This window comes from Bradyrhizobium sp. TM102 (assembly GCF_009176685.1).
Classification (GTDB): Bacteria; Pseudomonadota; Alphaproteobacteria; order Rhizobiales; family Xanthobacteraceae; genus Bradyrhizobium; species Bradyrhizobium ottawaense.
The window spans coordinates 6,199,076-6,222,903 of record NZ_AP021855.1 but is presented as its reverse complement, the minus strand read 5'-3'; the positions used below and the strand labels follow the sequence as shown (position 1 = coordinate 6,222,903).

Here is a 23,828-nt window from a genome sequence, read left to right as displayed (position 1 = left end):
AGCCATGACCCAGCGTTTCGATGTGATCCTCAAAGGCGGCACCGTCGTCAACCAGGACGGCGAGAATGTTCGCGATATCGGCATCACCGGCGGCCGCATCGCCGAGCTGGGGCCGTTGTCGCAGGCCTCGGCCGCGGAGGTCATCGACTGCAAGGGCCTGCACATCCTGCCCGGCGTGATGGACACGCAGGTGCATTTCCGCGAGCCCGGGCTGGAGCAGAAGGAAGACCTCGAGACCGGTTCGCGCAGCGCCGTGATGGGCGGCGTCACCGCCGTGTTCGAGATGCCGAACACCTCGCCGCTCACCGTGACTGAAGCCACCTTCACCGACAAGGTAAAGCGCGCCCATCACCGCATGCATTGCGATTTCGCCTTCTTCATCGGTGGCACCCGCGAGAACGTGCAGGACCTTCCGGTACTGGAGCGCGCGCCGGGCTGTGCCGGCGTCAAGGTGTTCATCGGCTCCTCGACCGGTGCGCTGCTGGTGGAGGACGATGAGAGCCTGCGTCGCATTTTCCAGGTGATTCGCCGCCGCGCGGCCTTCCATGCCGAGGACGAATACCGACTCAACGACCGCAAGTCGCTGCGCATCGAGGGCGATCCGCGCTCGCATCCGGTGTGGCGCGACGAGACCGCGGCGCTGATGGCGACGCAACGCCTCGTCAAGCTCGCCCACGAGACCGGCAAGCGCATCCACGTGCTGCACATCTCGACCAAGGAAGAGATCGAGTTTTTGCGCGACCACAAGGACGTCGCCTCCTGCGAGGCGACGCCGCACCATCTTACGCTGGTTGCGCCCGAGTGCTACGAGCGGCTCGGCACGCTGGCTCAGATGAACCCGCCGGTGCGCGGCGCCGATCACCGCGCCGGCATCTGGCGCGGCATCGAGCAGGGTATCATCGACGTGCTCGGCTCCGACCACGCCCCGCATACGCTGGAGGAGAAGCAGAAGACCTACCCGGCTTCGCCCTCCGGCATGACCGGCGTGCAGACGCTGGTGCCCCTGATGCTCGATCACGTCAATGCGGGCCGGCTTTCTCTGGCACGCTTCGTCGATCTCACCAGCGCCGGCCCCGCGCGCCTCTACAACATGGCCTGCAAGGGCCGCATCGCCGCGGGCTACGATGCCGATTTCACCATCGTCGACTTGAAGCGCAGCGAGACCATCACCAACAAATGGGTGGCGTCGAAAGCCGGCTGGACGCCTTATGACGGCGTCCGAGTCACCGGCTGGCCCGTCGGCACCTTCATCCGCGGCCGCCGCGTGATGTGGCAGGGCGAGCTGGTGACGGCCTCGCAGGGCGAGCCGGTGCGGTTTCTGGAGACGCTGAAGCAGTAGGAGTAGGTCAAGCCTCTCCCTCTGCTGTCATGCCCCGGCTTGACCGGGGCATCAAGTACTCCGCGGCGATAGTTGGCTGATACGGCTGCTGCCTCTGGAACACTGGATTGCCCGCCTTCGCGGGAAATGACAGTGTGCCACGACGCACTAGCTCAAATTGGGAGAGGTCCAATGTCCCAGCCAGCCGCTCTCATATCGACCGAGCAGCTCGCCGCCATGCTCGGCGATCCCAACCTGCGCCTCTACGACTGCACGACCTACAACGAGCCTGTTCCGCCCGGCAGCGACGTGCCGTACCGCGCAGTCCCCGGCGACAAGACGTTCGCGGCCGGCCACATTCCGGGCGCCGATTTCCTCGACCTGCAGGGCGAGTTCTCAGACGCTTCAGCGCAGCAGTTCTTCATGATGCCCGATGTCGCCCAGCTGGAGGCCGCCTTCGGCCGCCACGGCCTCGATGCGAGCAAGACCATCGTGCTCTACAGCATCGGCACGATGATGTGGGCGACGCGGTTCTGGTGGATGCTGCGCTCGCTCGGCGTCGATGCCCATGTGCTCGACGGCGGTCTCGACAAATGGAAGGAAGAGGGGCGGCCGATTGAGACAGGCGCGCCGAGGGGATATCCGGCCACCATCTTCAAGGCCGCGCCGCGCGCGGGCTTCTTCGTCGACAAGACGACTGTGAAGGCGCGGATCGGCGATCCCTCGACGGTCATCGTCAACGCGCTCGGGCCGCAGTTTCATCGCGGCCTCGAGCCGAGCCGCTACGGCCGGCCCGGCCGCGTTCCCGGCAGCGTCAACGTATCAGCCGCAACGCTCGTCAACGCCGACAAGACGCTGACCAGCCTGGCGGACGCCGAAGCGAAATTCACGGCCCAGGGTGTCACGCGCGACAAGAATGTAATCTGCTATTGCGGCGGCGGCATCTCGGCGACGATCGACCTGTTCCTGCTGACGCAGCTCGGCTACGACAGACTGACGCTCTACGACGCCTCGATGGGCGAATGGGCGAGGGATCCGGCGCTGCCGATCGAAACGGACTAGGTTTGGGAAAAGTCTGGAACCTTTTCCCCCGGCCGGCATCCAATGTCCGGAACCAATGGAGATAAGGTGCCCGCCATGCCAGGGACCGCAGCCGGCCTGTCCGCCGGCCTCAGGACGTCGGAATCCGAGCTGATCGAGCGCGCGCGGCGCCGTGACGAGGCCGCGCTCCGCGAGATCATGCAGGCCAACAACCGCAGGCTCTATCGCCTCGCCCGCGGCATCCTGCGCAGCGACAGCGAGGCCGAGGACGTGGTGCAGGAAACCTACGTCCGCGCCTTCACACATCTCGACGGTTTTCTGGGTGAAGCCGCGCTGTCGACCTGGTTGTCGCGCATTGCGATCAACGACGCGCTCGGACGCTTGCGCAGTCGGAAGCCGCAGGTCGAGCTGGGATCGGTGCCGGAGGCAACGCTGGAAGCACAGATCATCCAGTTTCCCCTTTCGTCCGCCGCAACCGATCCGGAAAAATCCATGGCCCAACGCGAGATCCAGCGCGTCGTCGAACACGCGGTCGATGAATTGCCCGACGTCTACCGCATGGTCTTCATCGCGCGGGTGATGGAGGCCATGAGCATGGAGGAGACGGCCGGGCTGCTCGGCATCAAGCCGGAGACCGTCAAGACGCGGCTGCATCGTGCGCGCACCCTGCTGCGCGAGAACGTCGAGAAGAAGATCGGCCCCGTCGTGATGGACGCGTTTCCGTTCGCCGGACAGCGCTGCGAGCGCCTGACCGAGGCCGTGCTGGGGCGCCTTGGCGTCGGGGCGTAATTTTTCGGGAACGTTTGCTCGAAACTCGCATCCAATCCCTGTGAAGCAACGCGCCGGCCAGCGTCCGGCACCACAGGAGTATCGAGCCATGTTCACCCGACGGAGCGCGGCGATCGCCGCGGCAATTCTGTTGTCTGGCCCCGCGCTGCTGCAAAGCGCCGGCGCAGCCGACAAGCCCACCGATCCCCAGATCGCCCACATCGCCTACACCGCCGGCGTGATCGACATCAACGCCGCCAAGCAGGCGCAGAAGAAGGCACAGAACAAGGACGTCAAGGCGTTTGCCGAGGACATGCTGCGCGACCACGAGGCGGTCAACAAGCAGGCGCTCGCGCTGGTCAAGAAGCTGAACGTCACGCCTGAAGACAACGACACCAGCAAGTCGCTGTCGAAGCAGGCGAGCGACAAGCTGGCCGAGCTCGACAAGCTCAGTGGCGCCGCCTTCGACAAGGCCTATGTCGCCAACGAGGTCGCCTACCACAAGGCGGTCAACGGCGCGCTGGAGACCCAGCTGATTCCGTCGGCGAACAATGCGGAGCTGAAGAGCCTGCTGCAGACCGGCCTGAAGATCTTCCAGGGCCATCAGCAACACGCCGAGCACGTTGCGGCAGAGCTGAAATAGGGGAGGCAATGATGCCGGAGCGACTGGCTTCGATCGCCATAGCACTTGTCCTTGCGGCGATGGTCGCCCCGGCGCGCGCCGCGACCATCGAGATCACGATGGAGAACCTCGAGATATCTCCGGCCGATGTGTCGGCCAAGGTCGGCGACACCATCAATTGGATCAACAAGGACGTCTTCGCCCACACCGCCACGGCGAAGAATGGCGATTTCGACGTGACATTGCCGCCGAAGAAGTCGGCGACATCGGTTCTGAAGAAGGCGGGAGTGATCGACTATTACTGCCGCTATCATCCCAACATGAAAGCGACGCTCAAGGTCGAGCCGTGAGGGGAGGGAGCAGGTTCCTGATCGCCGCGGGAACATCTCCCGGCCGCCGCGAGACTAATGCTTGTCCGCGGCAAGCGGCTTCCGTGCGATAAACGCGGCAGACTTCGCGAAGGCTTTCGCCAAATCCGTTCGCAAAGTCATTCATCCGTTGACTGGCCCCGCCCGCGTGGCGGGGTCATTTTCGTGACGAGGGATTACTGCCTTGCGAGCGTGACCGAGAACTCGCCGTTGCGGATGCGGCCGGGAAAACCCTCGACGAACTTGGCGACCGCGTCCTCGCCGTAGGTGCCGACGAGTTCGGCGAAGGCCGCAAACAGGCTCGCCTGTGCAAGGCAGTCGCCGTCGACGCCCTCATGGCGCGCTTCGGCCCAGGCCTCGTTGAGATAACTCAGTGCGGCCTGCTTCTGCTCGTGATCGGGCAGCGGCGCGCGGTCGGGGGCGTAGGAAATCGGCTGGCTCATGAAACTCGATCGGGGCTGGGGCGCGATCCACGGCGATGCGCTGTGCGAGAGGTGTAGCACGCGCATTAACGACCGCTAGGCCACATCTTTAAGAACGGTTAACGGCTGTGTACAAAGTCGATGACAGGGTTCCAGCCACGCTGTCATTCCGGGGCGCGCGTAGCGCGAACCCGGAATCCATCGTGCCGCAGACACTGCCGCGAAATGGATTCCGGGCTCTCGCTACGCGAGCCCCGGAATGACAGTGGAGAGAACCTAGTTCGCGTAGCGCGCCGTGAGATCCCGCGAGATCTTCGAGCCTTCCTCGATGTATCGGCGGATCGCGACGGTGGCGGCGGGCGTGCAGCTCCGATAGGTCTGCTGAAAGCCGTTATAGCCGCGGTTGAAGCCGGCGATCATGCGGGTGCGGCGCTCCCCGGAGGGGGTTTCGGCATCGATCAGCGCCTGCATCTCGTTGCGCCATTTGTTGCCCTCGTTGGACCCGCAGATGCCGCGCAGATAGTGCAGCCCGCCGAGGATCTCGGCCAGCCGCTGCAAATCGGCGTCGAACGGCGCCGCCACGTCCTGGGCCCTCGTGGGCCCGGAGGCGCAGGCGAGAATCAGGGCAAAAATGACCAGAAATCGCGTCGACATCGGCGGGGTGTATGCCCCGTCGGGGCCGGGGAAGCAAGGTGAGCCACACGGGCGGTGCGCTCCCTCTCCCGCTCGCGGGAGAGGTGGAGCTCACGGCGCCAGCTAGGCTCCAATCAGCCGCGCGGCGGACTGGATGACCTCCTCCAGTCCTCCGGTCAGCTTGAGGTCTCCGGGGTCCGCCAGAGCGTCGGGGGCGATCCAGCGGTAGTCGTCGAGCTCGTCGTTCAGGACCGTCTCCCGGGCTACCCAGCGGGCGGCAAACGACATGATCAGATAATGGCCGGCGCCGGCCGCCGCCGGCAGCACCTCGCGCCAGCCGGCGAGGCCGACGATCGCGATGTCGAGCCCGGTCTCCTCGTCGACCTCGCGGCTCAGGGCCTGGTGCAGCGACTCGCCGAATTCGACCCGGCCGCCCGGTAGCGAATAGAAGCCCTTGGCGGGCGACCGGGCGCGGCGGGTCAGCAGCACCTTGCCGTCGCGGAAAATGGCGGCGCTGACGGCGAGCTGGGGATGGGTGGGCTGGACGACGGCAACCACAGCTCAGTTCGCCATGATGGTGTCGACGTCGGCTTCCGCCCCGCCATTGATGATGCCGCCGCAGGCGGCGATCAGCGGCTTGACCCAGAGCGTGGCCTGCTCGGCGAGGCGGACGCGGGTCGTGTCCTTCTCGACCTCGCGCATGGCCGAGCCGACCGCCGTCAGGATCGAGGTCATGGTATCGGTGATGTGGTCGAACTGGGCGCGCACGTTGGGGTTGGCCTTCTCATAGGCCTCGATGGCCAGGTCCCGCGCCTTGAAGTTCGATGCCGTGAAATGCTCGGCATAGGACAGCGGCGACCAGGTCAAGAAATCTTCCGCGCATTCCGGCATGTCCGGAACCATTTCCAGCAGCATCACGGCTTCATTGAAATGGTTGAGATAGTCGGTGGCAAGCCCGGTCCGCGGGTTGATATTGGCCACGCGCAGCCGCTCGGCCCAGTCGGCGGCCTCGGGGCCCGTCTGTGCATGCGTCCGCGCGGGTTGGGAGGCCGTTGAGCTCATCTGCCGCAGTGTTAACGTTCGGGGTTAAAAGGACCTGAACGGACCCTATATAGACACCTTGGGATGTGTGGACGCTTCGTCATAACTTCGGCCCCCGCGGCTTTGCGGCAACTGTTTGGCTACATCGAGCAGCCGAATTTCCCGCCCCGGTACAATGTGGCCCCGACACAACCGATTCCGGTCGTTCTGGCCGAGAACGGCGCGCGGCATTTTCGCCTGATGCGCTGGGGCCTGTTGCCGGGCTGGGTCAAGGACCCCAAGGGCTTTACGCTCTTGATCAATGCGCGCTCCGAGACGGTGCTGGAGAAGCCCGCCTTCAAACGCGCGATTCGCCGGCGGCGCGGCCTGATCCCGGCCGATGGCTATTACGAATGGAAGGTGGCGGACGGCCGCAAGCAGCCCTTCTTCATCCACCGCGCCGACGGTGCGCCGCTCGGCTTTGCCGCATTGTTCGAGACCTGGGCCGGGCCGAACGGTGAGGAGCTGGACACGGTCGCGATCGTCACGGCCGCGGCGGGCGAGGATCTCGCCGCCCTGCATGACCGCGTGCCCGTCACCATCAGCCCGCGCGATTTCGAGCGCTGGCTCGACATCAGGGGCGACGAGGTCGATGCGATCCTGCCGCTGATGACGGCGCCGCACATCGGCGAATTCGCCTGGCACCCGGTCTCCACCCGCGTCAACCGCGTCGCCAATGACGACGATCAGCTGCTGCTGCCGATCAGCGCGGAGGAGATGGCGGCGGAAGCAGAGGCGGCGAAACCGAAGAAGGCGGCGCGGAAAGCGGCGGCGTCATCTGATGACGGGCAGGGGTCGTTGTTCTAGCCAAGCTGGCGCCATTCACTCCGCCGTCGTCCCGGACAAGCGCGCCCAAAGCGCGCGCAGATCCGGGACCCATAACCCCAGGGAGAAGTTGTGGCGCGGGCTGATAACCACGAGTCTTCGCCAAACCCAATCCTGTGGCTATGGGTCCCGGATCTGCGCTGACGCTTGTCCGGGACGACGGCCGAGTTTTTTGTTGGAGCGTCACACAATCTCCCGTGCCTTCAACGCCGCGATCTCCGCCGCATCAAACCCCAGCTCGCCCAGCACCGCATCGGTATCGGCGCCGAGCTCCGGTGCCATCCGGTCCAGCCTGCCGCCGCCATAGGCGAGCTTGAAGCCGCTGCCGGCAAAGCGCAGCTGTCCGTAGGGCGTATCCAGCTGCTGAATCGCGCCGCGCGCCTTGATTTGCGGATGGTCGATCACCTCCTCGACCTTCCAGATGCTGGCGCAAGGCGCGCCGGCGTCCTCCAGGATCGTTTCCCATTCGCGCGTCGGTTTTGCCGCCAGCGCAGCTTCGATGATGGCGCGCAGCGCGGGTTCGTTCTCGTTGCGGGAAAACCAGTCGGCAAAGCGCGGATCTGACAGCGTGTCCTCGCGGCCAAGCGCAGCCATCAGCGCGCGGTACTGCTTCTCGTTGTTGACGGCGAGCAGGATGTGGCCGTCGCCGCACTTGAACAAATTCGCCGTGGTCCTGCGGCTCACCGCCTGATTGCCCGAGAGCTGTTGGCGATGGCCGGCGACCGACCAGTCCGCGATCTGTCCCGATAGAAACGCCATCGTCGCCTCCAGCATGGAGACATCGACGAACTGGCCCTTGCCGGTGCGGTCGCGCTGATACAGCGCGCTCGACACGCCGAACGCGGCGGTGGCGCCCGACAGCACGTCGCACACCGCAAAGCCCGCGCGCGTCGGCCCCGTCTCGGGATGGCCGGTGATCGCCATGATGCCCGACAGCGCCTGCATCTTGCCGTCATAGCCGGGCCGCAGGCGATCCGGGCCGGTCTGGCCAAAACCCGACACCGCGCAATAGATCAGTTTTGGATTGATCGCGGACAGCGCTTCATAGCCGATGCCGAGCTTGTCCATCACGCCGGGGCGGAAATTCTCCATGACGACGTCGACGGTCGCTGCGAGCTTCTTCACGATCGCGATCGCCTCCGGCTTCTGCAGATCGAGCGTCAGGCTGCGCTTGTTGCCGTTGACGGCCTGGAATGCGGGGGCGAGCCCGCGCTCGGCCCATTCGCGTGACAGCGGCGTGCGGCGCATGTCCTCGCCCTCGCGCCGCTCGACCTTGACGACATCGGCTCCCAGCAGCGCGAGCTGGTAGCTCGCATAGGGGCCGGCCAGCACTTGGGTGAAGTCCAAAATCTTCACGCCCTCGAACGGTCGCGTCACGTCGCTCTCCCTTGATTTGTTGTCATTGGAGGACGTCAGGCGGCGCGGTTGCCGCGCGCGATCTCCTTCTGCTTGTCGAATTCGGCGCGGCGGCGCGCCAGCTCTTCCGGCGAAAGCTGGGCGACGTTGTTGTAGTCGAGCTTCCAGGAGGCGTCCTCGCTCCAGCGCAGCGGCGACTGCATCGTGGTCTGCGGACCGCTCGCGCTCTCCAGCAGCTTGAGCGCCAGCTCGAGCGTCTGCGCCTGCGAGGCGACGTCGTGCGGCTTGCCGGCGGAATTGCCGAGCGGGAAGTCGGAGAACAGGAAGCGCGGAACGGCGGCGTGCTCGATGATGTCCTTGGCGCAGCCCATGATCACGGTCGGGATGCCGTTCCGCTCCAGATGCCGCGCCACCAGCGCGGTGGTCTGGTGGCAGACCGGGCAGTTCGGCACCAGCACCGCGACGTCAACCTTGTCCGCAAGGCAGCGCGCCAGGATGTCCGGTGCATCCGTGTCAAGCGTGACGCGATGGCTGCGGTTGGTCGGGGCGCCGAAGAAGCGCCGGGCGACCTCGCCGATGCGGCCGGCGGCGGAGGCCTTCAAGAGCTGCGGCAACGGAAACCAGGTGCCGTTGTCGGTGGCCGAGGTGTGCTTGCGGTCGTAGCCGATATGCGAGATGCGCAGATCGTGCTCTTTCGATGTGTCGCCGTCATAGACCTGGTAGAACTTGGCGCCGCCATTATACGCCGCGCCCGGCCCCTGATCGCCCTTGCTGGGATCATACGGCGCAGCGGTCGTGATGATGGTCACGCGCGACTTTGCCAGCGGCTTCTTCAGCGGCTGAAACGGCGCCTCGGTGTAATGCGCCCAGCGATACGCGGTGGTGTAGCCGATCGCCGCGTAATAATCGCGGGTGCGCTGCATGTAGGGGACGGGGGAATCATAGTCGGGCGCAAAGCCGAATTCGTCGTCGCGCGGCGCGGACATGGCGCGTCTCCTGGTTCTTGGTTGGCGACAGACTAGAGATAGTTTTGTGGTTGCTCAACGGGGGGCAAGGGGGGCGCAGGCCTGAATTGCAGAATGAGGTGGGGCGGCGCCTCTGACCCTTCCCTGGAGGGGAGGGTAAGCAAGCTCACCTGAACACGTGCAGCGCCACATATTGCAGCAGCATGATCGCCTTGGCGTCGATGATGCGGCCGTCGGCGATCATCGCCAGGGCCTCGTCGATCGAAAGCTCCAGCACCTCGATGTCCTCGCCCTCATGCTCCAGGCCGCCGCCGTCGCTGACCCGCATCGAAGGCTCGTACTCGGCGACGAAGAAATGCAGCTTCTCGGTGATGGCGCCGGGGCTCATGAAGGCCTCGAACACCTTGTGGACGTGGTGCAGGCGATAGCCGGTCTCCTCCTCGGCCTCGGCGCGGATGCGCTCTTCGGGCTCGGCGTTGTCGAGCACGCCGGCGGCGGCCTCGATCAGGAGATCGTTGTAGCCGCGGATGAAGGCCGGCAGGCGGAACTGGCGCACCAGGATCACGGTACGCCCAGCGCGGTTATAGGGCAGCACGGCGGCGGCGTTGTCGCGCTCATAGGTCTCGCGGTGCTGCGTCTGCCACTCGCCACTGGCGCGCCGGTACTCGAACGTGGTGGTCTTCAGCGTGGTCCAGCCGTCCGAGAGCACGCGGACGTCCTTGATGCGGACGCGGTCGGAAATGGTCATTTGCCTGATCTCAGTTGCTTGGCGTGGCGGAGCGGCCGTCGAGCCACTTCTGGAACATCACGGATGTCGATAGCTCGAAGCCGAGCGAGCCGTAGAACGCATTGGCCTGCGCGTTCTCGCGGCGGACGAGGAGCTGCAGCTTCGAAATTCCGGCCGCGCGCAGCCAGTCCTCGGCCGCCGCCATGATGACGCGGCCATGGCCGCGCTTGCGGCCGTCGGGGTCGACCGCGACGTAATAGACCCAGCCGCGGTGGCCGTCATGGCCGACCATGACGGTCGCAACGATCGCGCCGGCGTCGCGCCCGACCAGCACGGTCGAGTTATCGCGCCGCCGTGCCAGAGCGATGTCGGCATGCGGGTCGTTCCAGGGCCGCGTCAGGCCGCAGCGCTGCCACAGCGCGACGACCTCTTCGACATCGGCATCCCCGATGGCGTCGATCGCAAGAGCGCTCACAGCACCTTCCCCGGATTCATGATGCCAAGCGGATCGAGCATCGCCTTGATGGCGCGCATCAGCTCGATCGCGGTCTTGTCCTTGACGTCGGGCAGCTCGTCGCGCTTGAGCACGCCGATGCCGTGCTCGGCCGAGATCGATCCGCCCATGCGCAGCACGATCTCGAACACGACGGCGTTCATGTCGTGCCAGCGCGCCAGAAAATCCGCGGTATCGGCCCCGATCGGCTGGCTGACATTGTAATGCAGATTGCCGTCGCCGAGATGGCCGAACGGCACCGGCCGCGCGCCCGGGATCAGCTTCACCACGGCGGCGTTGGCTTCCGCGATGAATTCAGGCACCGCGGCGATCGGCACCGAGATGTCGTGCTTGATCGAGCCGCCCTCCGGCTTCTGCGCCGACGACATCTCCTCGCGCAGCTTCCAGAAATTGTTGCGCTGGCTGAGGTTGGCCGCGATCACGGCGTCGTCGACGATCTCCTCTTCCATGGCGCGGGCGAGGATCGTCTCCAGCGGCGTGCGGGCGTCGTCGCCGGGGGAGGACAACTCCATCAGCACGTACCAGGGATGCTTCTCGCTGAGCGGATCGCGCACGTCGATGCCGTGCCGCACCGAGAAATCGACCGCCATCTCCGACAATAGTTCAAAACTCGTCAGCGCGCTCGCGGCCTCGCTTTGCGCGATGGTCAGCAGCTTCAAGGCCGCCGCTGGCGACTTCAGCCCGACATAGGCGGTCTCGACCGCCCGCGGCTTCGGAAACAGCCTCAAGGTCGCCGCCGTGATGATGCCGAGCGTGCCTTCGGCGCCGATGAAGAGATTGTGCAGATTGTAGCCGGTGTTGTCCTTTTTCAGCTTCGACAGCACGCCCAGCACGCGCCCGTCGGCGAGCACGACTTCCAGCCCCAGCGCCATCTCGCGCGCCACGCCATAGGCGAGCGCGGCGGTGCCGCCGGCATTGGTGGAGAGATTGCCGCCGATGGTGCAGCTGCCCTCGGCGCCGAGCGAGAGCGGAAACAGCCGGTCGACATCGGACGCCTTCGCTTGCGCGATCTGCAGCACCACGCCGGCTTCGACCGTCATGGTGTTGGACGCCGTGTCGACTTCGCGGATCTTGTCGAGCCGCCGCAGCGACACCACCACCTCGCCATTGTGCGGGGTCTGCCCACCGACGAGCCCGGTATTGCCGCCCTGCGGCACCAGCGCGATCTTGTGTTCTGAGGCGAGCTTGCAGATTTCGGAAACCTCCGCCGTCGAGCCCGGGCGCAGCACCAGCGGCGAGCGGCCGTGGAACAGATTGCGCTCCTCGGTGACGTAAGGCTCGATGTCGGCTGCATCGGTGATCGCGTGCTTGTCGCCGACGATCTTGCGGAATTGGTCGATCAGTTCGGGCGCAAGTGGAGGGATCGCAGGCTTATTGATGTTCATTGTCTCGTCTCTACTTCGCTCTTGATCTTTTGCGCATGATCTGATCGGAAAAACCGCTACACACTTTTCGCCAACGCGGCCCTTCGGGTCCGGATCATGCGCTATCTCGCCACCGCAGCCCGGCGCAGCCGGTCATTGATCGCTTCGCCCAGATCGTCTTCGGGGATCGTCATCACCGCGATGGCCCGTGGCCCCTTCGCATCGAGGGCGCGAAGATAGCCGAACAGATTTGCGGCGGCTTCATCGAGATCACCGGTGGGCGACAAATTGATGACAGCGACGGCCGCATCGACGCCAGGCAGGCGCTCAGACCCAAACGCCAGCAGCGCTTCGCCGGGCGCAACGTCCTGCGCGCGAAGCCGCACGCTGGCGCGCGGCGCGTAATGCGAGGCCAGCATGCCCGGTGCCAGCGGCTGGCTGTCGTCGCTCTCGGCCTCCACCGGCAGCCGGGCCAGGGGGGCGCCCAGCACAGCCTCGATCCGCTCGCGCGACAGCCCGCCGGGGCGAAGCAGCATCGGTGCCTCGAGGCAGCCGACAATGGTCGATTCGACGCCGACCGTTACAGGCCCGCCGTCCACGATCAGGTCGATCCGCCCCGACAAGTCGCTCTCGACATGGGCCGCCAACGTCGGCGAGACGTGGCCGGAGATGTTGGCGGACGGCGCCACCACGGCGCCGCCGAAGGCGCGGAGGATCGCCTGCGCCACCTTGTGCGCGGGAATGCGAATCGCGACCGTGTCGAGGCCCGCGGTGGCGAGCTCGGCCACCGCGCAGCCCTCCGTCTTCGGCACCACCAGCGTCAGCGGTCCCGGCCAGAACGCTTCCGCGAGCCTCAACGCGCGCGCGTCGAACCGGCCGATCCGCCGCGCGGCGGCAATGTCCGGGACATGGGCGATCAGCGGATTGAACGCCGGCCGCCCCTTGGCGGCGTAGAGATGGGCGATCGCGGCGGCATTGGCCGCATCCGCCCCGAGCCCGTAGACGGTCTCGGTCGGAAACGCGACCAGCCCGCCGGAGGCCAGCGTGCGGGCCGCAGCCTCGACGCCGGCCTCGCCGGCCGGTAAAATCAGCGTTTCAAGACCCGTTTTCACAGGGACAAAATTCCTCATGCCGGCCGCTTGCAGTGCGCCGAACCCGCCGCTATAAGCCGCCTTCTTGTCGGAGTGTGGCTCAGCCCGGTAGAGCACTGCGTTCGGGACGCAGGGGTCGCAGGTTCGAATCCTGCCACTCCGACCATTCTTCCAAAAGTCGACGTTTTCCAGAGGCTTGGCGGACCGGCCGCCGGCGCCTCGGGAGCGCCTTTTTGCAACGATTTCGGGATCGGGTCCACGGCCGATTTGGCCGGGCAGGGCGGTCTGTTGCGGCGGCATGGCTTGTTGCGGCCCATGGGCCGGACCCGACCGACCGGACGGCTCGGCATTCCCCCAGCAGCCCCTTTTCCGCGCGGCGGTCCCCTCGGGCGCCGGTCGCGCGATATGCTACCTAGCGATATCGTCCCGGTCCGGAGCCCAGATGCAAACTCCTCGTCCAGCTCTGCTGCGGCACACGCTGACGGGCGCTCTCGCGCTTGCGGCGATCGCGGCGGTGGGCTGGCTGGCCTACGTTCTCGCGCTGGATGCAGGGTTCGCGCGCATGCAGCGGGAGGGCAATGACCGGCTTGCGCTGATTGCAAGCACCTTCGACGCGACCGTCGCGCGCTATCGCTATTTGCCGGCGGTTCTGTCGCTCGCCGATCCCATCCGCGAGCTCTACCGCGATCCCCATGACGCATCGGCGACCGCCGCCGCGAATCGCTACCTCAAATCGCTCAACCAGGGAGCTCGATCGGCCGAGCTGTATGTCCTCGACAGCACCGGTCTCGCTCTGGCGGCGAGCAATTTCGACCAGGATTCGAGTTTCGTCGGACACAATTACGCGTTCCGCGCCTATTTCGTGGACGCCATGCGCGCCGGCGAGGGCCATTACTACGCCGTCGGCGCCACCACGGGACAGCCCGGCTATTTCCTGTCGCATCGGATCGTGGAGGGCGGCAAAACCCTCGGTGTCGCCGTGGTCAAGATCGATCTCGGTTCGCTCGAGTCCGACTGGGCGCGGGCGGGCGACCTCGTGGCGATGGAGGACGAGAACGGCGTGATCTTCCTCGCCAGCCGCGAGGACTGGAAATATCGTCCGCTGCTCCCGGTGCCGGCGGAGCGGCTCGCAGAGCTGAACGCCGCACAGCAATTCGGTCAGGCGATCGACGCCGCTCCAATCTTCGTGCCCGAGCGCGATCGGCAGCGCATCCAGATCGGTCGCGCGCGCGGTCGCGGTAATGCCGAGCTCGGGGAATACGCCCTTCAGGTCCATCCGCACGACCAGGGCTGGAAGCTGCTCCTGTTCTCGGACGTCGCGGATGCCAAGCGCAGTGCGGCGACCGTCGCGATCGCGAGCGTCCTGGCTCTCGTCGCCGCGCTGCTGGTCGTGCTGGTTGCCTGGCAGCGGCGGCAGGCCGTCAGGGCGAAGCTCGAGGCGCATGACGTTCTCGAGCGGCGCGTGGCCGAGCGCACGGAAGAGCTGCGCCGGACCATGGAAAGCCTGGTGCAGAGCGCCAAGCTCGCGAGCCTCGGCCAGGCGCTTGCCGGCGTCGCGCACGAGATCAACCAGCCGCTCGCGGCGCTGATCACCTATGTAGCGAGCAGTCGCGTCCTGCTCCGCCGCAACGAGGTCGATCGCGCGGCCGCCAACCTCGACCTGATGTCTTCGATCGCCGAGCGCATGATGGCACTGATCGATCACCTGCGCATGTTCGCGCGCAAGGAGACCGGGACGCGCAGCGCCGTAGAGCTCGCGCCTGTCATCGACAATGCGGTCCGCCTGCTGCAATACCGCATCGACCACGAGCATATCGAGGTGGTGCGCGAGGCGCCTGCCGAGCCGCTCCATAGCCTTGCCAATCCGATCCGGCTCGAGCAGGTCGTCGTCAATCTGCTGTCGAATGCGATCGATGCGATGCGCGATTGCGAGCGGCGGGTGCTCCAGGTCCGGCTCGGCCGCCGCGACGACAGCGCTGTGATCGAGGTCGGCGACACCGGCGCCGGCATCGTACCCGAGCACCTCAAATCGCTGTTCGACCCGTTCTTCACCACCAAGGAGATCGGCGAGGGGCTTGGCCTCGGGCTTTCGATCTCGTACGGAATCGTCAGGGAGTTCGGAGGAGATATCTTGGTGGAGAGCGCGCCGGGCAAAGGCTCGACTTTCAAGGTCGTCATTCCGGTCGTGGATGTCGCGCCGGTTTTCCAGCAATCGGAACTGCAGGCATGAGCGGGTCCTTGCTCGTCGTCGACGACGAGGAGATCGTCCGCAATTCGGTGCGGCAGTGGCTGGAGCTGGGCGGGTTCACGGTCCGGGTTGCCGCGGGCGCGGACGAGGCCATGCGCCTCGTGAAGGAAACTCCGCCCGACGCCGTGCTGACCGATTTTCGCATGCCGCAGCGATCCGGGCTCGAGTTGATGCGCGACATTCGCCGCGCCGATCCTGATATTCCCGTCGTGCTCCTGACCGCGCATGGCGACGTGCCTCTGGCGGTCGCTGCGATGCGCGAGGGCGCCTACGATTTCCTGCAGAAGCCTCATGATCCCGAGCTGCTCTCGGCAGTCATGACCCGCGCGATCGAGCGGCGACAGTTGAAATTGCAGCTTCGCCAGCTCTCGGATCGCCTCGCCGCGCCTGGCGAGATCGATGCCCGCCTGATCGGCCTGTCGAAGCCGATGGTCGCGGTGCGCGCCAGCGTGCTCGAGCTCGCCGGTCACGATCGCGACGTGATCGTCACCGGCGAGACCGGAACCGGCAAGGAGGTGGTGGCGCGGGCCCTGCACGATTTCGGTCCGCGCGCGAAGGCACCTTTCGTTGCCGTGAACTGCGCCGCGATCCCGGCCGAATTGTTTGAAAGCGAATTGTTCGGCCATGAGGCCGGCGCCTTCACCGGCGCACGTGGCGCCCGCATCGGAAAGTTCGAGCACGCGAGCGGCGGCACGCTGTTGCTCGACGAGATCGAAAGCATGCCGCTTCCGTTCCAGGCCAAGATCCTGCGGGCGCTGCAGGAGCGCGCGATCGAGCGGGTCGGGTCCAACAAGCTGCTGCCGGTCGACGTTCGCGTCATCGCGGCAGCCAAGGGTGATCTCGCGGCCGACAGCCGCCAGGGGCGCTTCCGCTCCGACCTTTACTTCCGTCTTGCGGCGGCGGAGGTCCACCTGCCGGCGCTGCGCGAGCGCGGCAATGACGTCCTGCTGCTGTTCGAGCATTTTGCCGCCGCTGCCGCCCAGGGCGCGGGCCGCACGATGTCGCCGCTGCGGGCGGACGATCTCGATGCGCTGCTCGCGCATGACTGGCCTGGCAATGTGCGCGAGCTGAAGAACGTCGCCGAACGCTATGCGCTGGGACTGGTCGCGACCGGTCGCAGCGTCGCCGAGATCCTTCGACGCGGCGAACCGGGAGCGCCGCAGCGGTCGCTCGCCGACCGTGTTGCGGCCTACGAGCGTGCGCTGATCGAGGCCGCCTTGCGCGAGCATGACTGGTCGATTGCCGCCGTCACCGAGGAGCTCGGCGTGCCGCGCCGGACGCTGAACGAGAAGATGGCGAAATACGCGCTGGCGCGGCCCGGCCGCAGGGAGCCCTGAGCCGGCGATTGATCGGCGGAAATCCGCCGATGTCGACATTCGCATCGGCGGATTCTTGCCGACGCTCCCGCCCTCGCGTGGCCGTCCTCCTCCAAAACTGCGCAATTTACGGCAATTCCCCCCGTTTTTGCGTGCCGCTCACGATTGGCACGGCCGTTGCTGAAGCACCGCCGAAACCATCCGGTTTTCCAATAAATCTGCGGAGGACGTCGTGAGTTCACAGGAAGCCTCGATTCAGACTGTCGGAGCGCCCGCCACGGAGCAGCGTGCCGATATCACCGACATGAAGCGCCGGTTGCGCGCGATCTTCGTCGGCTCGGTCGGCAATCTCGTCGAGTGGTACGATTTCTACGCCTATGCGGCGTTCTCCCTGTATTTCGCCAAGGCGTTCTTCCCTGATGGTGACGAGGTGGTGCAGCAGCTCAATGCGGCGCTGCTGTTTGCTGCGGGCTTCCTGGTGCGCCCGCTCGGCGGCTGGATGTTCGGCCATCTGGCCGATCGCTATGGCCGGCGCAACGCGCTGACGCTGTCCGTCGTGATGATGTGCTTCGGGTCGCTGATCATTGCGGTGACACCGACTTATGCTTCGATCGGTCTGGCCGCTCCCGTCATCCTCGGCCTCGCGCGGGTCCTGCAGGGGCTGAGCCTCGGCGGCGAATACGGCACCAGCGCCACCTATCTCAGTGAGGTCGCCGACGAGAAGAATCGCGGCTTCTACTCCAGCTTCCAGTACGTGACCCTGATCGGCGGGCAGCTCTGCGCCATCCTCGTGCTGCTTCTCCTGCAGAAGGTGTTTCTCTCGACTGAGGAGATCCGGGCCTGGGGCTGGCGCGTGCCATTTGCGTTCGGTGCCGTGCTCGCGGTCGTCGCGGCCTTGATGCGGAGCAATCTGCACGAAACTGACGCCTTCAAGAGCAGCCAGGCCGCGGTGAAGAAATCCAGCTCGATCCGCGCGCTGCTGAACTACCCGCGTGAGCTGATGCTCGTGGTGGGGCTGACCATGGGCGGCACGGCGGCGTTCTACACCTACACCACCTATATGCAGAAATTCCTCCGCCTGTCGGTGAAGCTGACCGACGACCAGACCACCATGGTGACAGCGGGAAGCCTCGTCTTCGCGATGGTGCTGCAACCGGTCTACGGTGCGATCTCCGACCGCATCGGGCGCAAATGGCTGCTGATCGGCTTCGGCGTATCCGGCACGTTGTTCACCATTCCGTTGCTGACGACGCTGCAGGCCACGCACGATGCATTTTCCGCCTTCCTGCTGATCGCCGCCGCCTGGATGATCGTGTCGGGCTATACTGCGATCAATGCGGTGGTGAAGGCGGAACTGTTTCCGACCAGCGTACGCGCAACGGGCGTCGGGGTGCCCTATGCGCTGACCGTCTCGATCTTCGGCGGTACCGCCGAATCGATCGCGTTATGGTTCAAGTCGATCGGCCACGAAAGCTGGTTCTACTGGTATCTGACCGGCTGCATCGCGGTTTCGCTGCTGGTCTATCTGACGATGCGCGACACCAAGGCGACGTCCGCGATGGATCGTCACGAATAGGTCGGGGTCCCCGGGCGGGCGGTGGGGTTCCTCACCGCCTTGCCACCACCACCCCCACCAGAAACGCCACCAGCAGCGCCGGCAGCGGCGCTTCGCGCACCATGCCGCGAACGATGTCGGGCCAGTGCTGTTCGGGGACGAGTTTTGGGGACCTGACTTCAGGCGTCGCAGGTATGTCCCAGCTCGACGCGAGTTCGGCGATCTCGCTTTGCGCGAGACGCACGCCGTCACGCACCCGGAAGATCGCAGCCTCCGATTGCTCCCGCGGCGCGAGCGCCGTCAGCGTCGCGATCGCCGTGCGTAGCGTCATCTCGCCAAAACCTTGCAGCCTCACCTGCTCCTCGGGATCGGACGTCATGCGAAATCCCTTACAGCGCGAAATGGCGCGCGAGGGCGAAGGCCGCCGTCCCGCACAGGACCAGCGTGGATACCGCGCCGGCCACGCCGCGCGCGAGATGGGTTCGCGTCAGGTGCCTGGTCATGATCGTGCTCCATGCTCTCATGGAAATGACGGCGAGAGAGGTTGGTTCCTCGCGCGACTGAGAGGGAGCGACGGGTTTCGCTGGCGCCAACGCCGAATCGCCAGGGGGTGACTACTTCCGCAGCAACTCGCTCAATGCCGCCGTCGCCTCGGCGCAGCGGATGTCGTCGATCTCGCGGGACAGGCTGAGCGCGCTCGCTCTCAGTTCCTCGAGTTTCCAGCTCTCCGGATGCTGGTTTTCGAGTTGACCGAGACGCTTGTTCAGATCGTCCAGTCTCGACTGGAGCTGCCCGATGCTGGCATCTCCATTCACTTTCCAAACGCGTTGTGCACGCATCGTCGTTCCCCTGCTAGTCTCACGGCCTTGTGAGAGCGGTTCGTGGCCGGAATGGGAGTTTGTTTTGTCCGGCTTCAGATCGCGGGGAACCGTTGCAGATTCGCAACGTTTTGAGGCGCGGCCGCCGGCCGCTGCACAATGATACCCACAGGCATGGAATTTGATTGTGCCTCATCGCGACGATGGGTCGAGCCGGCCTGTGCGCGCGGTGCGCTGCTAGATAGGCTCAGGCCCGATGCACTCCGGAAGACGAGGGAATGAGGCGTGGCGAGATTCGTAACTATCGCAGCCGGCCAGCTTGGCCCGATCGCAAGGACCGCGAGCAGGACGGAAGTTGTCGCCCGGCTGATGGCCTTGATGCGCGAGGCGAAAGCCTGCGGCTGCGATCTGATCGTCTATCCCGAGCTTGCGCTGACGACGTTTTTTCCGCGCTGGTATTTTGAGGATCAGGCCGAGATCGACAGTTTTTTCGAGCGCGAGATGCCGGGGCCGGAGACGCGTGCCCTGTTCGATCTCGCCCGCGAGATCGGTATCGGCTTTTATCTCGGCTATGCCGAACTGACGGTCGAGGCCGATGTCGTCAGGCGCTACAACACGTCCATTCTGGTCGACGAGAGCGGCGCGATCGTCTCGAAGTATCGCAAAGTCCATCTGCCCGGCCATGCCGAGCCCGAGCCGTGGCGGAAATTTCAGCATCTGGAAAAGCGCTACTTCGAGCCGGGCAGCGGTTTTGGCGTGACCGAGGCCTTCGGCGGCGTGATGGGCATGGCGATCTGCAACGACCGCCGCTGGAGCGAGACCTACCGGGTGATGGGCCTGCAGGGCGTCGAGATGGTGCTGATCGGCTACAACACGCCGGTGCACAATCCGCCCGCGCCCGAGCATGACGATCTCTCGCTGTTCCACAACCATCTGGTGATGCAGGCCGGCGCCTACCAGAACGGCACTTTCGTGGTCGGCGTCGCCAAGGCCGGCGTCGAGGAGGGCGTGGATCACATCGGCGGCAGCTGCATCATCGCGCCCTCGGGCGAGATCATCGCGCGATGCACGACCAAGGGCGACGAGATCGCGCTGGCGCGCTGCGATCTCGACCTCTGCAACTCCTACAAGCGCACCACCTTCAATTTCGACCTTCACCGCCAGCCGCAGGCTTATGGGATGATCGTGGAACGGAAGGGCGTGACGACGACGGCGCATGGGACGCCGGTGTTGCGGAAGGGGTGATCTCCATCCTGACTTGACGGAGCGGAGAGGGCTGTGTCGCCCTCTGTCAATCCACGCGCGCAGAAATATTCCACTTTACCGAAATTCGGTTTCGGCGTATGTGTTGCCCATCCCGGCTTGACCTTGAGGGGCGATCGCGCGTCGTCACGTTTCGCGAGCCGGGTTGCGGTGGACGCGACAGCGTCGGCACGAGATGGTAGCGGGCAGGGCGGGTAGTCCCTGTGAGCCCGAAACCGCGTGCGGACGAGCGACGCTGAACGCGTACGGCAAAACCGTGTGGTCCTGGCCGTCGTTGCTACGGTCAAGTCCTGCGAAGGTGCGAGCGAGCCCAACCGGGCAGACTGCATCATCCAATTCGCGGGAGCGAGGGAGGCCAGAAGGAAAGTTCGGCTCCCGGGAGATCACGGCATAAGCCGTCCGACCATCGCGCAGGGAAGGCCGAGTGATCGGCACCACCTGTATGCTGCTGTGCGGTTCTTCCTGCGTGTGCATTTCGCGCAGCGGACCGCGGGTGCGAACCGGCACCCGGCCTTCCCTGCGCCCTCTTGGATTGGAGGGTGGAGAGTTGAAGCAAAGCTCGGGCGAAATCCGCCGCGAGGACGCGAAGGCGTGTCTGTGAGCTGAGCTGCGTGCCACAAACTCGATATCGTAGGGTGGGCAAAGCGCAGCGTGCCCACGTCTTGTTGCTTATGGAGAGAGATCGTGGGCACGGCGCTATGCGCCTTTGCCCACCCTACGGCACTGCGCACTTGGAGAACGAGCCATCGCCTCATACACCGTCATTGCTTCGTCGCTAGAGCTCGTCGCGATGACGGTGGAGAGGGCGATCGCCGCACTCCGCTCGCGTGCCCCGGACGCAGCGCAGCGCTCGGGCGATGCGAAGCATCGTCCGGGGCGGTGCGCTGCAGAGCCGGGGCCCATCCATCCGCATCGCGCCCTGTCGCCTTCTGGGTCCCGGCTCTGCGCCGCAACGCTTCGCGTTGCTGCTTGTCCGGGACACGAGGCCCGGGGCCTGCTTATCCGACCACCCGATCTCCCCCATCACAACCAATTGTCTTTATTAGGAAACAATCATTCCCTATTATCCCGCAATGCAAAAAGCCGCCCGCCGATCGCCGTCTGCCGCCCGTCCGCCCGGTCGTCCCCGGGAATTCGACATGGATACGGCGCTGGACCGCGCCGTGCGGGTGTTTCGTGAGCGCGGCTATCATGCGACCTCCATCGGCGACCTTACCGCGGCGATGCGGCTGGCGACGGGGAGCATCTACAAGGCGTTTCGCGACAAGCATGCGGTGTTCCTGGCCGCCTTCGAGCGCTATACGGCGCTGCGCCAGGAGCAGACCCGCGGCGCCGCCGCGCACGGCAAAAACGGCCGTGAGCGACTGCGCCATGTGCTGCTGTCCTATGTCGCGCAGTCCCAGGGCGCCGAGGGACGGCGCGGCTGCCTCGTGGTCGGCAGTGCGGTCGAATTGTCGGCGGTCGATTCCGTCGTCGCCGCCCGCGTCGCCGCGCAGCTCGAGACCAACGAAGATTTCATCGCCGGCCTCATTCGCGAGGGGCAGGTCGACGGCTCGATTCCCGGTCATGTCGCGGCCGACGACACCGCGCGGCTGATGATCTGCATCACGCAGGGCCTGCGTGTCGTCGGCAAGGCGCGTCTGCCGCTCGACGGAGCCCGCCTCGTCGGCGTCGCGATGAAACTGCTCGCCTGAATTTGTGTCATATTAGGAAATGATCGTTCCCGATTTCTCGGAGACTATGCGTCATGACGATGAATGCCACGATCGAGACCGCACCCGAACCGGATGCGGTGTCGCAGCGCCTGACCTTCGTGCTTGCCGCGGCCTGCGGCATGATCGCGGCCAACATCTACTATGCGCAGCCGCTGATCGCCCCGATCAGCGCCGCGCTCGGCCTGTCGCACGCAGCTGGCGGGCTGATCGTCACCATGACGCAGATCGGCTACGGCACCGGGCTGCTGCTGATCGTGCCGCTCGGCGATCTCGTCGAGAACCGTATCCTGATCTGCTCCGTCATCACGCTCGGCGCGGCGGCGCTGCTCGCCGCCGCGTTCGCCACCCATGCGTTGCCGTTCCTGATCGCCGCGCTGTTCATCGGCCTCGGTTCGGTCGCGGTTCAGATCATCATTCCCTATGCCGCGCATCTGGCGCCGGAAGCCATCCGCGGCCGTGTCGTCGGCAACGTCTCGACCGGCCTGATGCTCGGCATCATGCTGGCGCGTCCGGTGTCGAGCTTCGTCACCTCGGCGCTGTCGTGGCACGCGGTGTTCTTCGCCTCCGCCGCGCTGATGATCGTGCTGACGGCCGTGCTCTGGATGACGCTGCCGAACCGCAAGCCGGTGACGCGGATGCACTATGGCGAACTGTTGCTGTCGATGCCGCATCTGGTGCGGGCGACGCCGCTGCTGCGGCGCCGGGCGCTCTACCAGGCCAGCCTGTTCGGCTGCTTCACCCTGTTCTGGACGGTGGCACCGCTCCAGCTCGCCGACGCGTTCGGCTTCACCCAGCGCGGCATCGCGCTGTTTGCGCTGGCCGGCGTGGCCGGCGTGTTCGCGGCGCCCATCGCCGGACGGCTCGCCGATCGCGGCCATAGCCGCATCGCGACGCTGGTCGCGATGCTGCTCGCGGCCGGGGGCTTCCTCGTGACCTATCTCGGCGCGCCCGGCTCGATGCTGAACCTGGTCTGTCTGGTCGCGGCGGCAATTGCCATCGACGTCGGCGTCCAGGGCAATGTCGTGCTCGGCTTCCGCGCCATCTTCGCGCTCGGGCACGAGCACCGCAGCCGCCTCAACGGCCTCTACATGGCGACGTTCTTCACCGCCGGCGCGGCCGGCTCCGCGGTCGGCGCCTGGGCTTTCGCGCAAGGTGGCTGGACGCTCGCATCGGCCATCGGCCTCGCTCTGCCCGTCATCGGCTTGCTCTATGCGGCGATCGAATAGCCGCCGGCCACAGCAATTGTGCGATGCGGCCGTTTACCAGGCCGCGGGAGGCAGCCGGGTGATGCAATTTGCATCTCGCGATTCCGGTGCTGCTGTAGTACTTTGGTCTCAAGCGGGCCCGGTTAATGGGCGGCAGGGGGAGGCTGATGAGGCGTGCGGGACTGTTTGGCGTACCGCGGGTACGGCCATGGTCGTGGCAGGCGTTTCTGCTCGGATGCGTCGTTGTCGCCATGTCGGCTGCGTTTCAGGGCATTTGCGTTGCGCTCGGCGCAAAGCTCTATTTTGCAGCGTTCCTGCCCGGCCTGTTCATACTCGGCATCGTTGCGGGTACGCCGGCGGCGGGGTTTGCCGCGCTGTTCACCATTCCCCTGGTGTGGTGGGCGTTCATTCCGCCCTTCTTCGAGTTCAACGCGCTGAGCAACGCAAATACCGATGCCATCAACCTGTTCTGCCTGCTCGCGGTGCTGCTGATTGGCCTCGCCGATCTCTGCCGCGAGACCATGAGGATCGTCCGCCAGGGCGGGTTGAAGTCCCCGGGCGAGAGCGCGGCAACGAATCCGCAATAATTCGCCCTTGCCCGGCCGTGCACGTTG

The 23,828-nt window shown here is 65.7% G+C and carries 25 protein-coding genes and 1 tRNA gene; 14 read left to right on the top strand and 12 right to left on the bottom strand.

Annotated features, from left to right (window positions below; genetic code table 11):
* Positions 1 to 4: 4 nt before the first annotated feature.
* The 5 genes from GDN70_RS29565 (at position 5) to GDN70_RS29545 (ending at position 4,099) form a co-directional block, all read left to right on the top strand.
* Positions 5 to 1,339 (top strand): dihydroorotase, encoded by a 1,335-nt coding sequence (locus GDN70_RS29565; protein ID WP_038972105.1) that lies wholly within the window; start codon positions 5 to 7, stop codon positions 1,337 to 1,339.
* Between the two features lie 171 nt (positions 1,340 to 1,510).
* The gene (locus tag GDN70_RS29560) at positions 1,511 to 2,380 is read left to right on the top strand and encodes a sulfurtransferase (RefSeq protein ID WP_028141633.1); all 870 of its coding nucleotides are present in this window, start codon (positions 1,511 to 1,513) and stop codon (positions 2,378 to 2,380) included.
* Between the two features lie 75 nt (positions 2,381 to 2,455).
* The gene (locus tag GDN70_RS29555; protein ID WP_038951206.1) at positions 2,456 to 3,148 is read left to right on the top strand and encodes an RNA polymerase sigma factor; all 693 of its coding nucleotides are present in this window, start codon (positions 2,456 to 2,458) and stop codon (positions 3,146 to 3,148) included.
* 88 nt (positions 3,149 to 3,236) lie between these two features.
* Positions 3,237 to 3,770: a DUF4142 domain-containing protein gene (locus GDN70_RS29550; RefSeq protein ID WP_028141631.1), complete on the top strand. Its 534-nt coding sequence runs from the start codon at positions 3,237 to 3,239 to the stop codon at positions 3,768 to 3,770.
* Between the two features lie 8 nt (positions 3,771 to 3,778).
* Complete coding sequence (locus GDN70_RS29545) at positions 3,779 to 4,099, top strand: cupredoxin domain-containing protein (protein WP_028141630.1); 321 nt, start codon at positions 3,779 to 3,781, stop codon at positions 4,097 to 4,099.
* A 194-nt stretch (positions 4,100 to 4,293) separates the two neighbouring features.
* Here GDN70_RS29545 and GDN70_RS29540 read toward each other — a convergent pair whose 3' ends face one another.
* The 4 genes from GDN70_RS29540 to GDN70_RS29525 all read right to left on the bottom strand — a co-directional run bounded on the left by GDN70_RS29540 (position 4,294) and on the right by GDN70_RS29525 (position 6,234).
* Positions 4,294 to 4,560, bottom strand: coding sequence for a hypothetical protein (locus GDN70_RS29540; RefSeq protein WP_018323382.1), 267 nt, complete (start codon positions 4,558 to 4,560; stop codon positions 4,294 to 4,296).
* A gap of 255 nt (positions 4,561 to 4,815) precedes the next feature.
* Positions 4,816 to 5,193 carry a TIGR02301 family protein gene (locus tag GDN70_RS29535; RefSeq protein ID WP_038972104.1) on the bottom strand — a complete coding sequence of 126 codons (378 nt, stop codon included), beginning with the start codon at positions 5,191 to 5,193 and terminating at the stop codon, positions 4,816 to 4,818.
* 102 nt (positions 5,194 to 5,295) lie between these two features.
* Positions 5,296 to 5,730, bottom strand: coding sequence for an NUDIX hydrolase (locus tag GDN70_RS29530; RefSeq protein ID WP_095426947.1), 435 nt, complete (start codon positions 5,728 to 5,730; stop codon positions 5,296 to 5,298).
* Between the two features lie 3 nt (positions 5,731 to 5,733).
* The gene (locus GDN70_RS29525) at positions 5,734 to 6,234 is read right to left on the bottom strand and encodes a hypothetical protein (protein ID WP_018323385.1); all 501 of its coding nucleotides are present in this window, start codon (positions 6,232 to 6,234) and stop codon (positions 5,734 to 5,736) included.
* A gap of 63 nt (positions 6,235 to 6,297) precedes the next feature.
* Between GDN70_RS29525 and GDN70_RS29520 the strand changes: the two genes are divergently transcribed.
* Positions 6,298 to 7,059, top strand: a complete 762-nt coding sequence (locus GDN70_RS29520; protein ID WP_038972099.1) for an SOS response-associated peptidase — start codon at positions 6,298 to 6,300, stop codon at positions 7,057 to 7,059.
* A gap of 201 nt (positions 7,060 to 7,260) precedes the next feature.
* On the opposite strand, the gene GDN70_RS29515 is transcribed toward GDN70_RS29520, so the two are convergent.
* From GDN70_RS29515 to GDN70_RS29490, 6 genes are all read right to left on the bottom strand, one after another.
* Positions 7,261 to 8,454: a CaiB/BaiF CoA-transferase family protein gene (locus GDN70_RS29515; protein ID WP_038972098.1), complete on the bottom strand. Its 1,194-nt coding sequence runs from the start codon at positions 8,452 to 8,454 to the stop codon at positions 7,261 to 7,263.
* A 35-nt stretch (positions 8,455 to 8,489) separates the two neighbouring features.
* On the bottom strand, positions 8,490 to 9,419 hold the full coding sequence (locus tag GDN70_RS29510; protein WP_038972097.1) for a glycine reductase: 930 nt from the start codon (positions 9,417 to 9,419) through the stop codon (positions 8,490 to 8,492).
* A 145-nt stretch (positions 9,420 to 9,564) separates the two neighbouring features.
* Entirely contained in the window at positions 9,565 to 10,146 is a 582-nt protein-coding gene (locus GDN70_RS29505; RefSeq protein WP_028141623.1) for an NUDIX domain-containing protein, read from the bottom strand.
* Positions 10,147 to 10,156: 10 nt separating this feature from the next.
* Positions 10,157 to 10,600 carry a GNAT family acetyltransferase gene (locus GDN70_RS29500; RefSeq protein WP_038972096.1) on the bottom strand — a complete coding sequence of 148 codons (444 nt, stop codon included), beginning with the start codon at positions 10,598 to 10,600 and terminating at the stop codon, positions 10,157 to 10,159.
* Complete coding sequence (locus tag GDN70_RS29495) at positions 10,597 to 12,024, bottom strand: FAD-binding oxidoreductase (RefSeq protein ID WP_038972095.1); 1,428 nt, start codon at positions 12,022 to 12,024, stop codon at positions 10,597 to 10,599. The genes GDN70_RS29500 and GDN70_RS29495 overlap by 4 nt, the downstream gene beginning before the upstream one ends.
* Positions 12,025 to 12,125: 101 nt before the next feature.
* Entirely contained in the window at positions 12,126 to 13,133 is a 1,008-nt protein-coding gene (locus GDN70_RS29490; RefSeq protein ID WP_162131358.1) for an L-threonylcarbamoyladenylate synthase, read from the bottom strand.
* Positions 13,134 to 13,183: 50 nt separating this feature from the next.
* Here GDN70_RS29490 and GDN70_RS29485 point away from each other — a divergent pair.
* The 4 genes from GDN70_RS29485 (at position 13,184) to GDN70_RS29470 (ending at position 18,234) form a co-directional block, all read left to right on the top strand.
* Positions 13,184 to 13,260 (top strand) — tRNA-Pro (locus GDN70_RS29485).
* A gap of 276 nt (positions 13,261 to 13,536) precedes the next feature.
* On the top strand, positions 13,537 to 15,324 hold the full coding sequence (locus tag GDN70_RS29480; RefSeq protein WP_049806750.1) for an ATP-binding protein: 1,788 nt from the start codon (positions 13,537 to 13,539) through the stop codon (positions 15,322 to 15,324).
* Positions 15,321 to 16,679: a sigma-54 dependent transcriptional regulator gene (locus tag GDN70_RS29475; RefSeq protein ID WP_038951195.1), complete on the top strand. Its 1,359-nt coding sequence runs from the start codon at positions 15,321 to 15,323 to the stop codon at positions 16,677 to 16,679. Before GDN70_RS29480 ends, GDN70_RS29475 begins: the two co-directional genes overlap by 4 nt.
* 283 nt (positions 16,680 to 16,962) lie before the next feature.
* A complete protein-coding gene (locus tag GDN70_RS29470) occupies positions 16,963 to 18,234 on the top strand; it encodes an MFS transporter (RefSeq protein WP_028141618.1) in 1,272 nt (423 codons plus the stop codon).
* Between the two features lie 31 nt (positions 18,235 to 18,265).
* On the opposite strand, the gene GDN70_RS29465 is transcribed toward GDN70_RS29470, so the two are convergent.
* A complete protein-coding gene (locus GDN70_RS29465) occupies positions 18,266 to 18,592 on the bottom strand; it encodes a hypothetical protein (RefSeq protein WP_038951193.1) in 327 nt (108 codons plus the stop codon).
* Between the two features lie 235 nt (positions 18,593 to 18,827).
* Positions 18,828 to 19,052 (bottom strand): hypothetical protein, encoded by a 225-nt coding sequence (locus tag GDN70_RS29460; RefSeq protein WP_028141616.1) that lies wholly within the window; start codon positions 19,050 to 19,052, stop codon positions 18,828 to 18,830.
* A 264-nt stretch (positions 19,053 to 19,316) separates the two neighbouring features.
* Between GDN70_RS29460 and GDN70_RS29455 the strand changes: the two genes are divergently transcribed.
* The 4 genes from GDN70_RS29455 to GDN70_RS29430 all read left to right on the top strand — a co-directional run bounded on the left by GDN70_RS29455 (position 19,317) and on the right by GDN70_RS29430 (position 23,801).
* Positions 19,317 to 20,276, top strand: coding sequence for an N-carbamoyl-D-amino-acid hydrolase (locus GDN70_RS29455; RefSeq protein ID WP_038951192.1), 960 nt, complete (start codon positions 19,317 to 19,319; stop codon positions 20,274 to 20,276).
* Between the two features lie 1,157 nt (positions 20,277 to 21,433).
* A complete protein-coding gene (locus GDN70_RS29440) occupies positions 21,434 to 21,988 on the top strand; it encodes a TetR/AcrR family transcriptional regulator (RefSeq protein WP_038951132.1) in 555 nt (184 codons plus the stop codon).
* A gap of 53 nt (positions 21,989 to 22,041) precedes the next feature.
* On the top strand, positions 22,042 to 23,235 hold the full coding sequence (locus GDN70_RS29435) for an MFS transporter (protein WP_038951133.1): 1,194 nt from the start codon (positions 22,042 to 22,044) through the stop codon (positions 23,233 to 23,235).
* A gap of 230 nt (positions 23,236 to 23,465) precedes the next feature.
* Positions 23,466 to 23,801 carry a DUF4118 domain-containing protein gene (locus GDN70_RS29430; protein WP_244429233.1) on the top strand — a complete coding sequence of 112 codons (336 nt, stop codon included), beginning with the start codon at positions 23,466 to 23,468 and terminating at the stop codon, positions 23,799 to 23,801.
* The last annotated feature ends 27 nt before the right edge of the window (positions 23,802 to 23,828 follow it).

Excerpts from the sequence above, each read along its gene's own strand:
- GDN70_RS29565 (WP_038972105.1), top strand. The coding sequence starts at position 5 with ATGACCCAGCGTTTCGATGTGATCCTCAAAGGCGGCACCGTCGTCAAC.
- GDN70_RS29560 (WP_028141633.1), top strand. The coding sequence starts at position 1,511 with ATGTCCCAGCCAGCCGCTCTCATATCGACCGAGCAGCTCGCCGCCATG.
- GDN70_RS29555 (WP_038951206.1), top strand. The coding sequence starts at position 2,456 with ATGCCAGGGACCGCAGCCGGCCTGTCCGCCGGCCTCAGGACGTCGGAA.
- GDN70_RS29550 (WP_028141631.1), top strand. The coding sequence starts at position 3,237 with ATGTTCACCCGACGGAGCGCGGCGATCGCCGCGGCAATTCTGTTGTCT.
- GDN70_RS29545 (WP_028141630.1), top strand. The coding sequence starts at position 3,779 with ATGATGCCGGAGCGACTGGCTTCGATCGCCATAGCACTTGTCCTTGCG.
- GDN70_RS29540 (WP_018323382.1), bottom strand. The coding sequence starts at position 4,560 with ATGAGCCAGCCGATTTCCTACGCCCCCGACCGCGCGCCGCTGCCCGAT.
- GDN70_RS29535 (WP_038972104.1), bottom strand. The coding sequence starts at position 5,193 with ATGTCGACGCGATTTCTGGTCATTTTTGCCCTGATTCTCGCCTGCGCC.
- GDN70_RS29525 (WP_018323385.1), bottom strand. The coding sequence starts at position 6,234 with ATGAGCTCAACGGCCTCCCAACCCGCGCGGACGCATGCACAGACGGGC.
- GDN70_RS29520 (WP_038972099.1), top strand. The coding sequence starts at position 6,298 with ATGTGTGGACGCTTCGTCATAACTTCGGCCCCCGCGGCTTTGCGGCAA.
- GDN70_RS29510 (WP_038972097.1), bottom strand. The coding sequence starts at position 9,419 with ATGTCCGCGCCGCGCGACGACGAATTCGGCTTTGCGCCCGACTATGAT.
- GDN70_RS29505 (WP_028141623.1), bottom strand. The coding sequence starts at position 10,146 with ATGACCATTTCCGACCGCGTCCGCATCAAGGACGTCCGCGTGCTCTCG.
- GDN70_RS29495 (WP_038972095.1), bottom strand. The coding sequence starts at position 12,024 with ATGAACATCAATAAGCCTGCGATCCCTCCACTTGCGCCCGAACTGATC.
- GDN70_RS29490 (WP_162131358.1), bottom strand. The coding sequence starts at position 13,133 with ATGAGGAATTTTGTCCCTGTGAAAACGGGTCTTGAAACGCTGATTTTA.
- GDN70_RS29480 (WP_049806750.1), top strand. The coding sequence starts at position 13,537 with ATGCAAACTCCTCGTCCAGCTCTGCTGCGGCACACGCTGACGGGCGCT.
- GDN70_RS29475 (WP_038951195.1), top strand. The coding sequence starts at position 15,321 with ATGAGCGGGTCCTTGCTCGTCGTCGACGACGAGGAGATCGTCCGCAAT.
- GDN70_RS29470 (WP_028141618.1), top strand. The coding sequence starts at position 16,963 with ATGAAGCGCCGGTTGCGCGCGATCTTCGTCGGCTCGGTCGGCAATCTC.
- GDN70_RS29465 (WP_038951193.1), bottom strand. The coding sequence starts at position 18,592 with ATGACGTCCGATCCCGAGGAGCAGGTGAGGCTGCAAGGTTTTGGCGAG.
- GDN70_RS29460 (WP_028141616.1), bottom strand. The coding sequence starts at position 19,052 with ATGCGTGCACAACGCGTTTGGAAAGTGAATGGAGATGCCAGCATCGGG.
- GDN70_RS29440 (WP_038951132.1), top strand. The coding sequence starts at position 21,434 with ATGGATACGGCGCTGGACCGCGCCGTGCGGGTGTTTCGTGAGCGCGGC.
- GDN70_RS29435 (WP_038951133.1), top strand. The coding sequence starts at position 22,042 with ATGACGATGAATGCCACGATCGAGACCGCACCCGAACCGGATGCGGTG.
- GDN70_RS29430 (WP_244429233.1), top strand. The coding sequence starts at position 23,466 with ATGTCGGCTGCGTTTCAGGGCATTTGCGTTGCGCTCGGCGCAAAGCTC.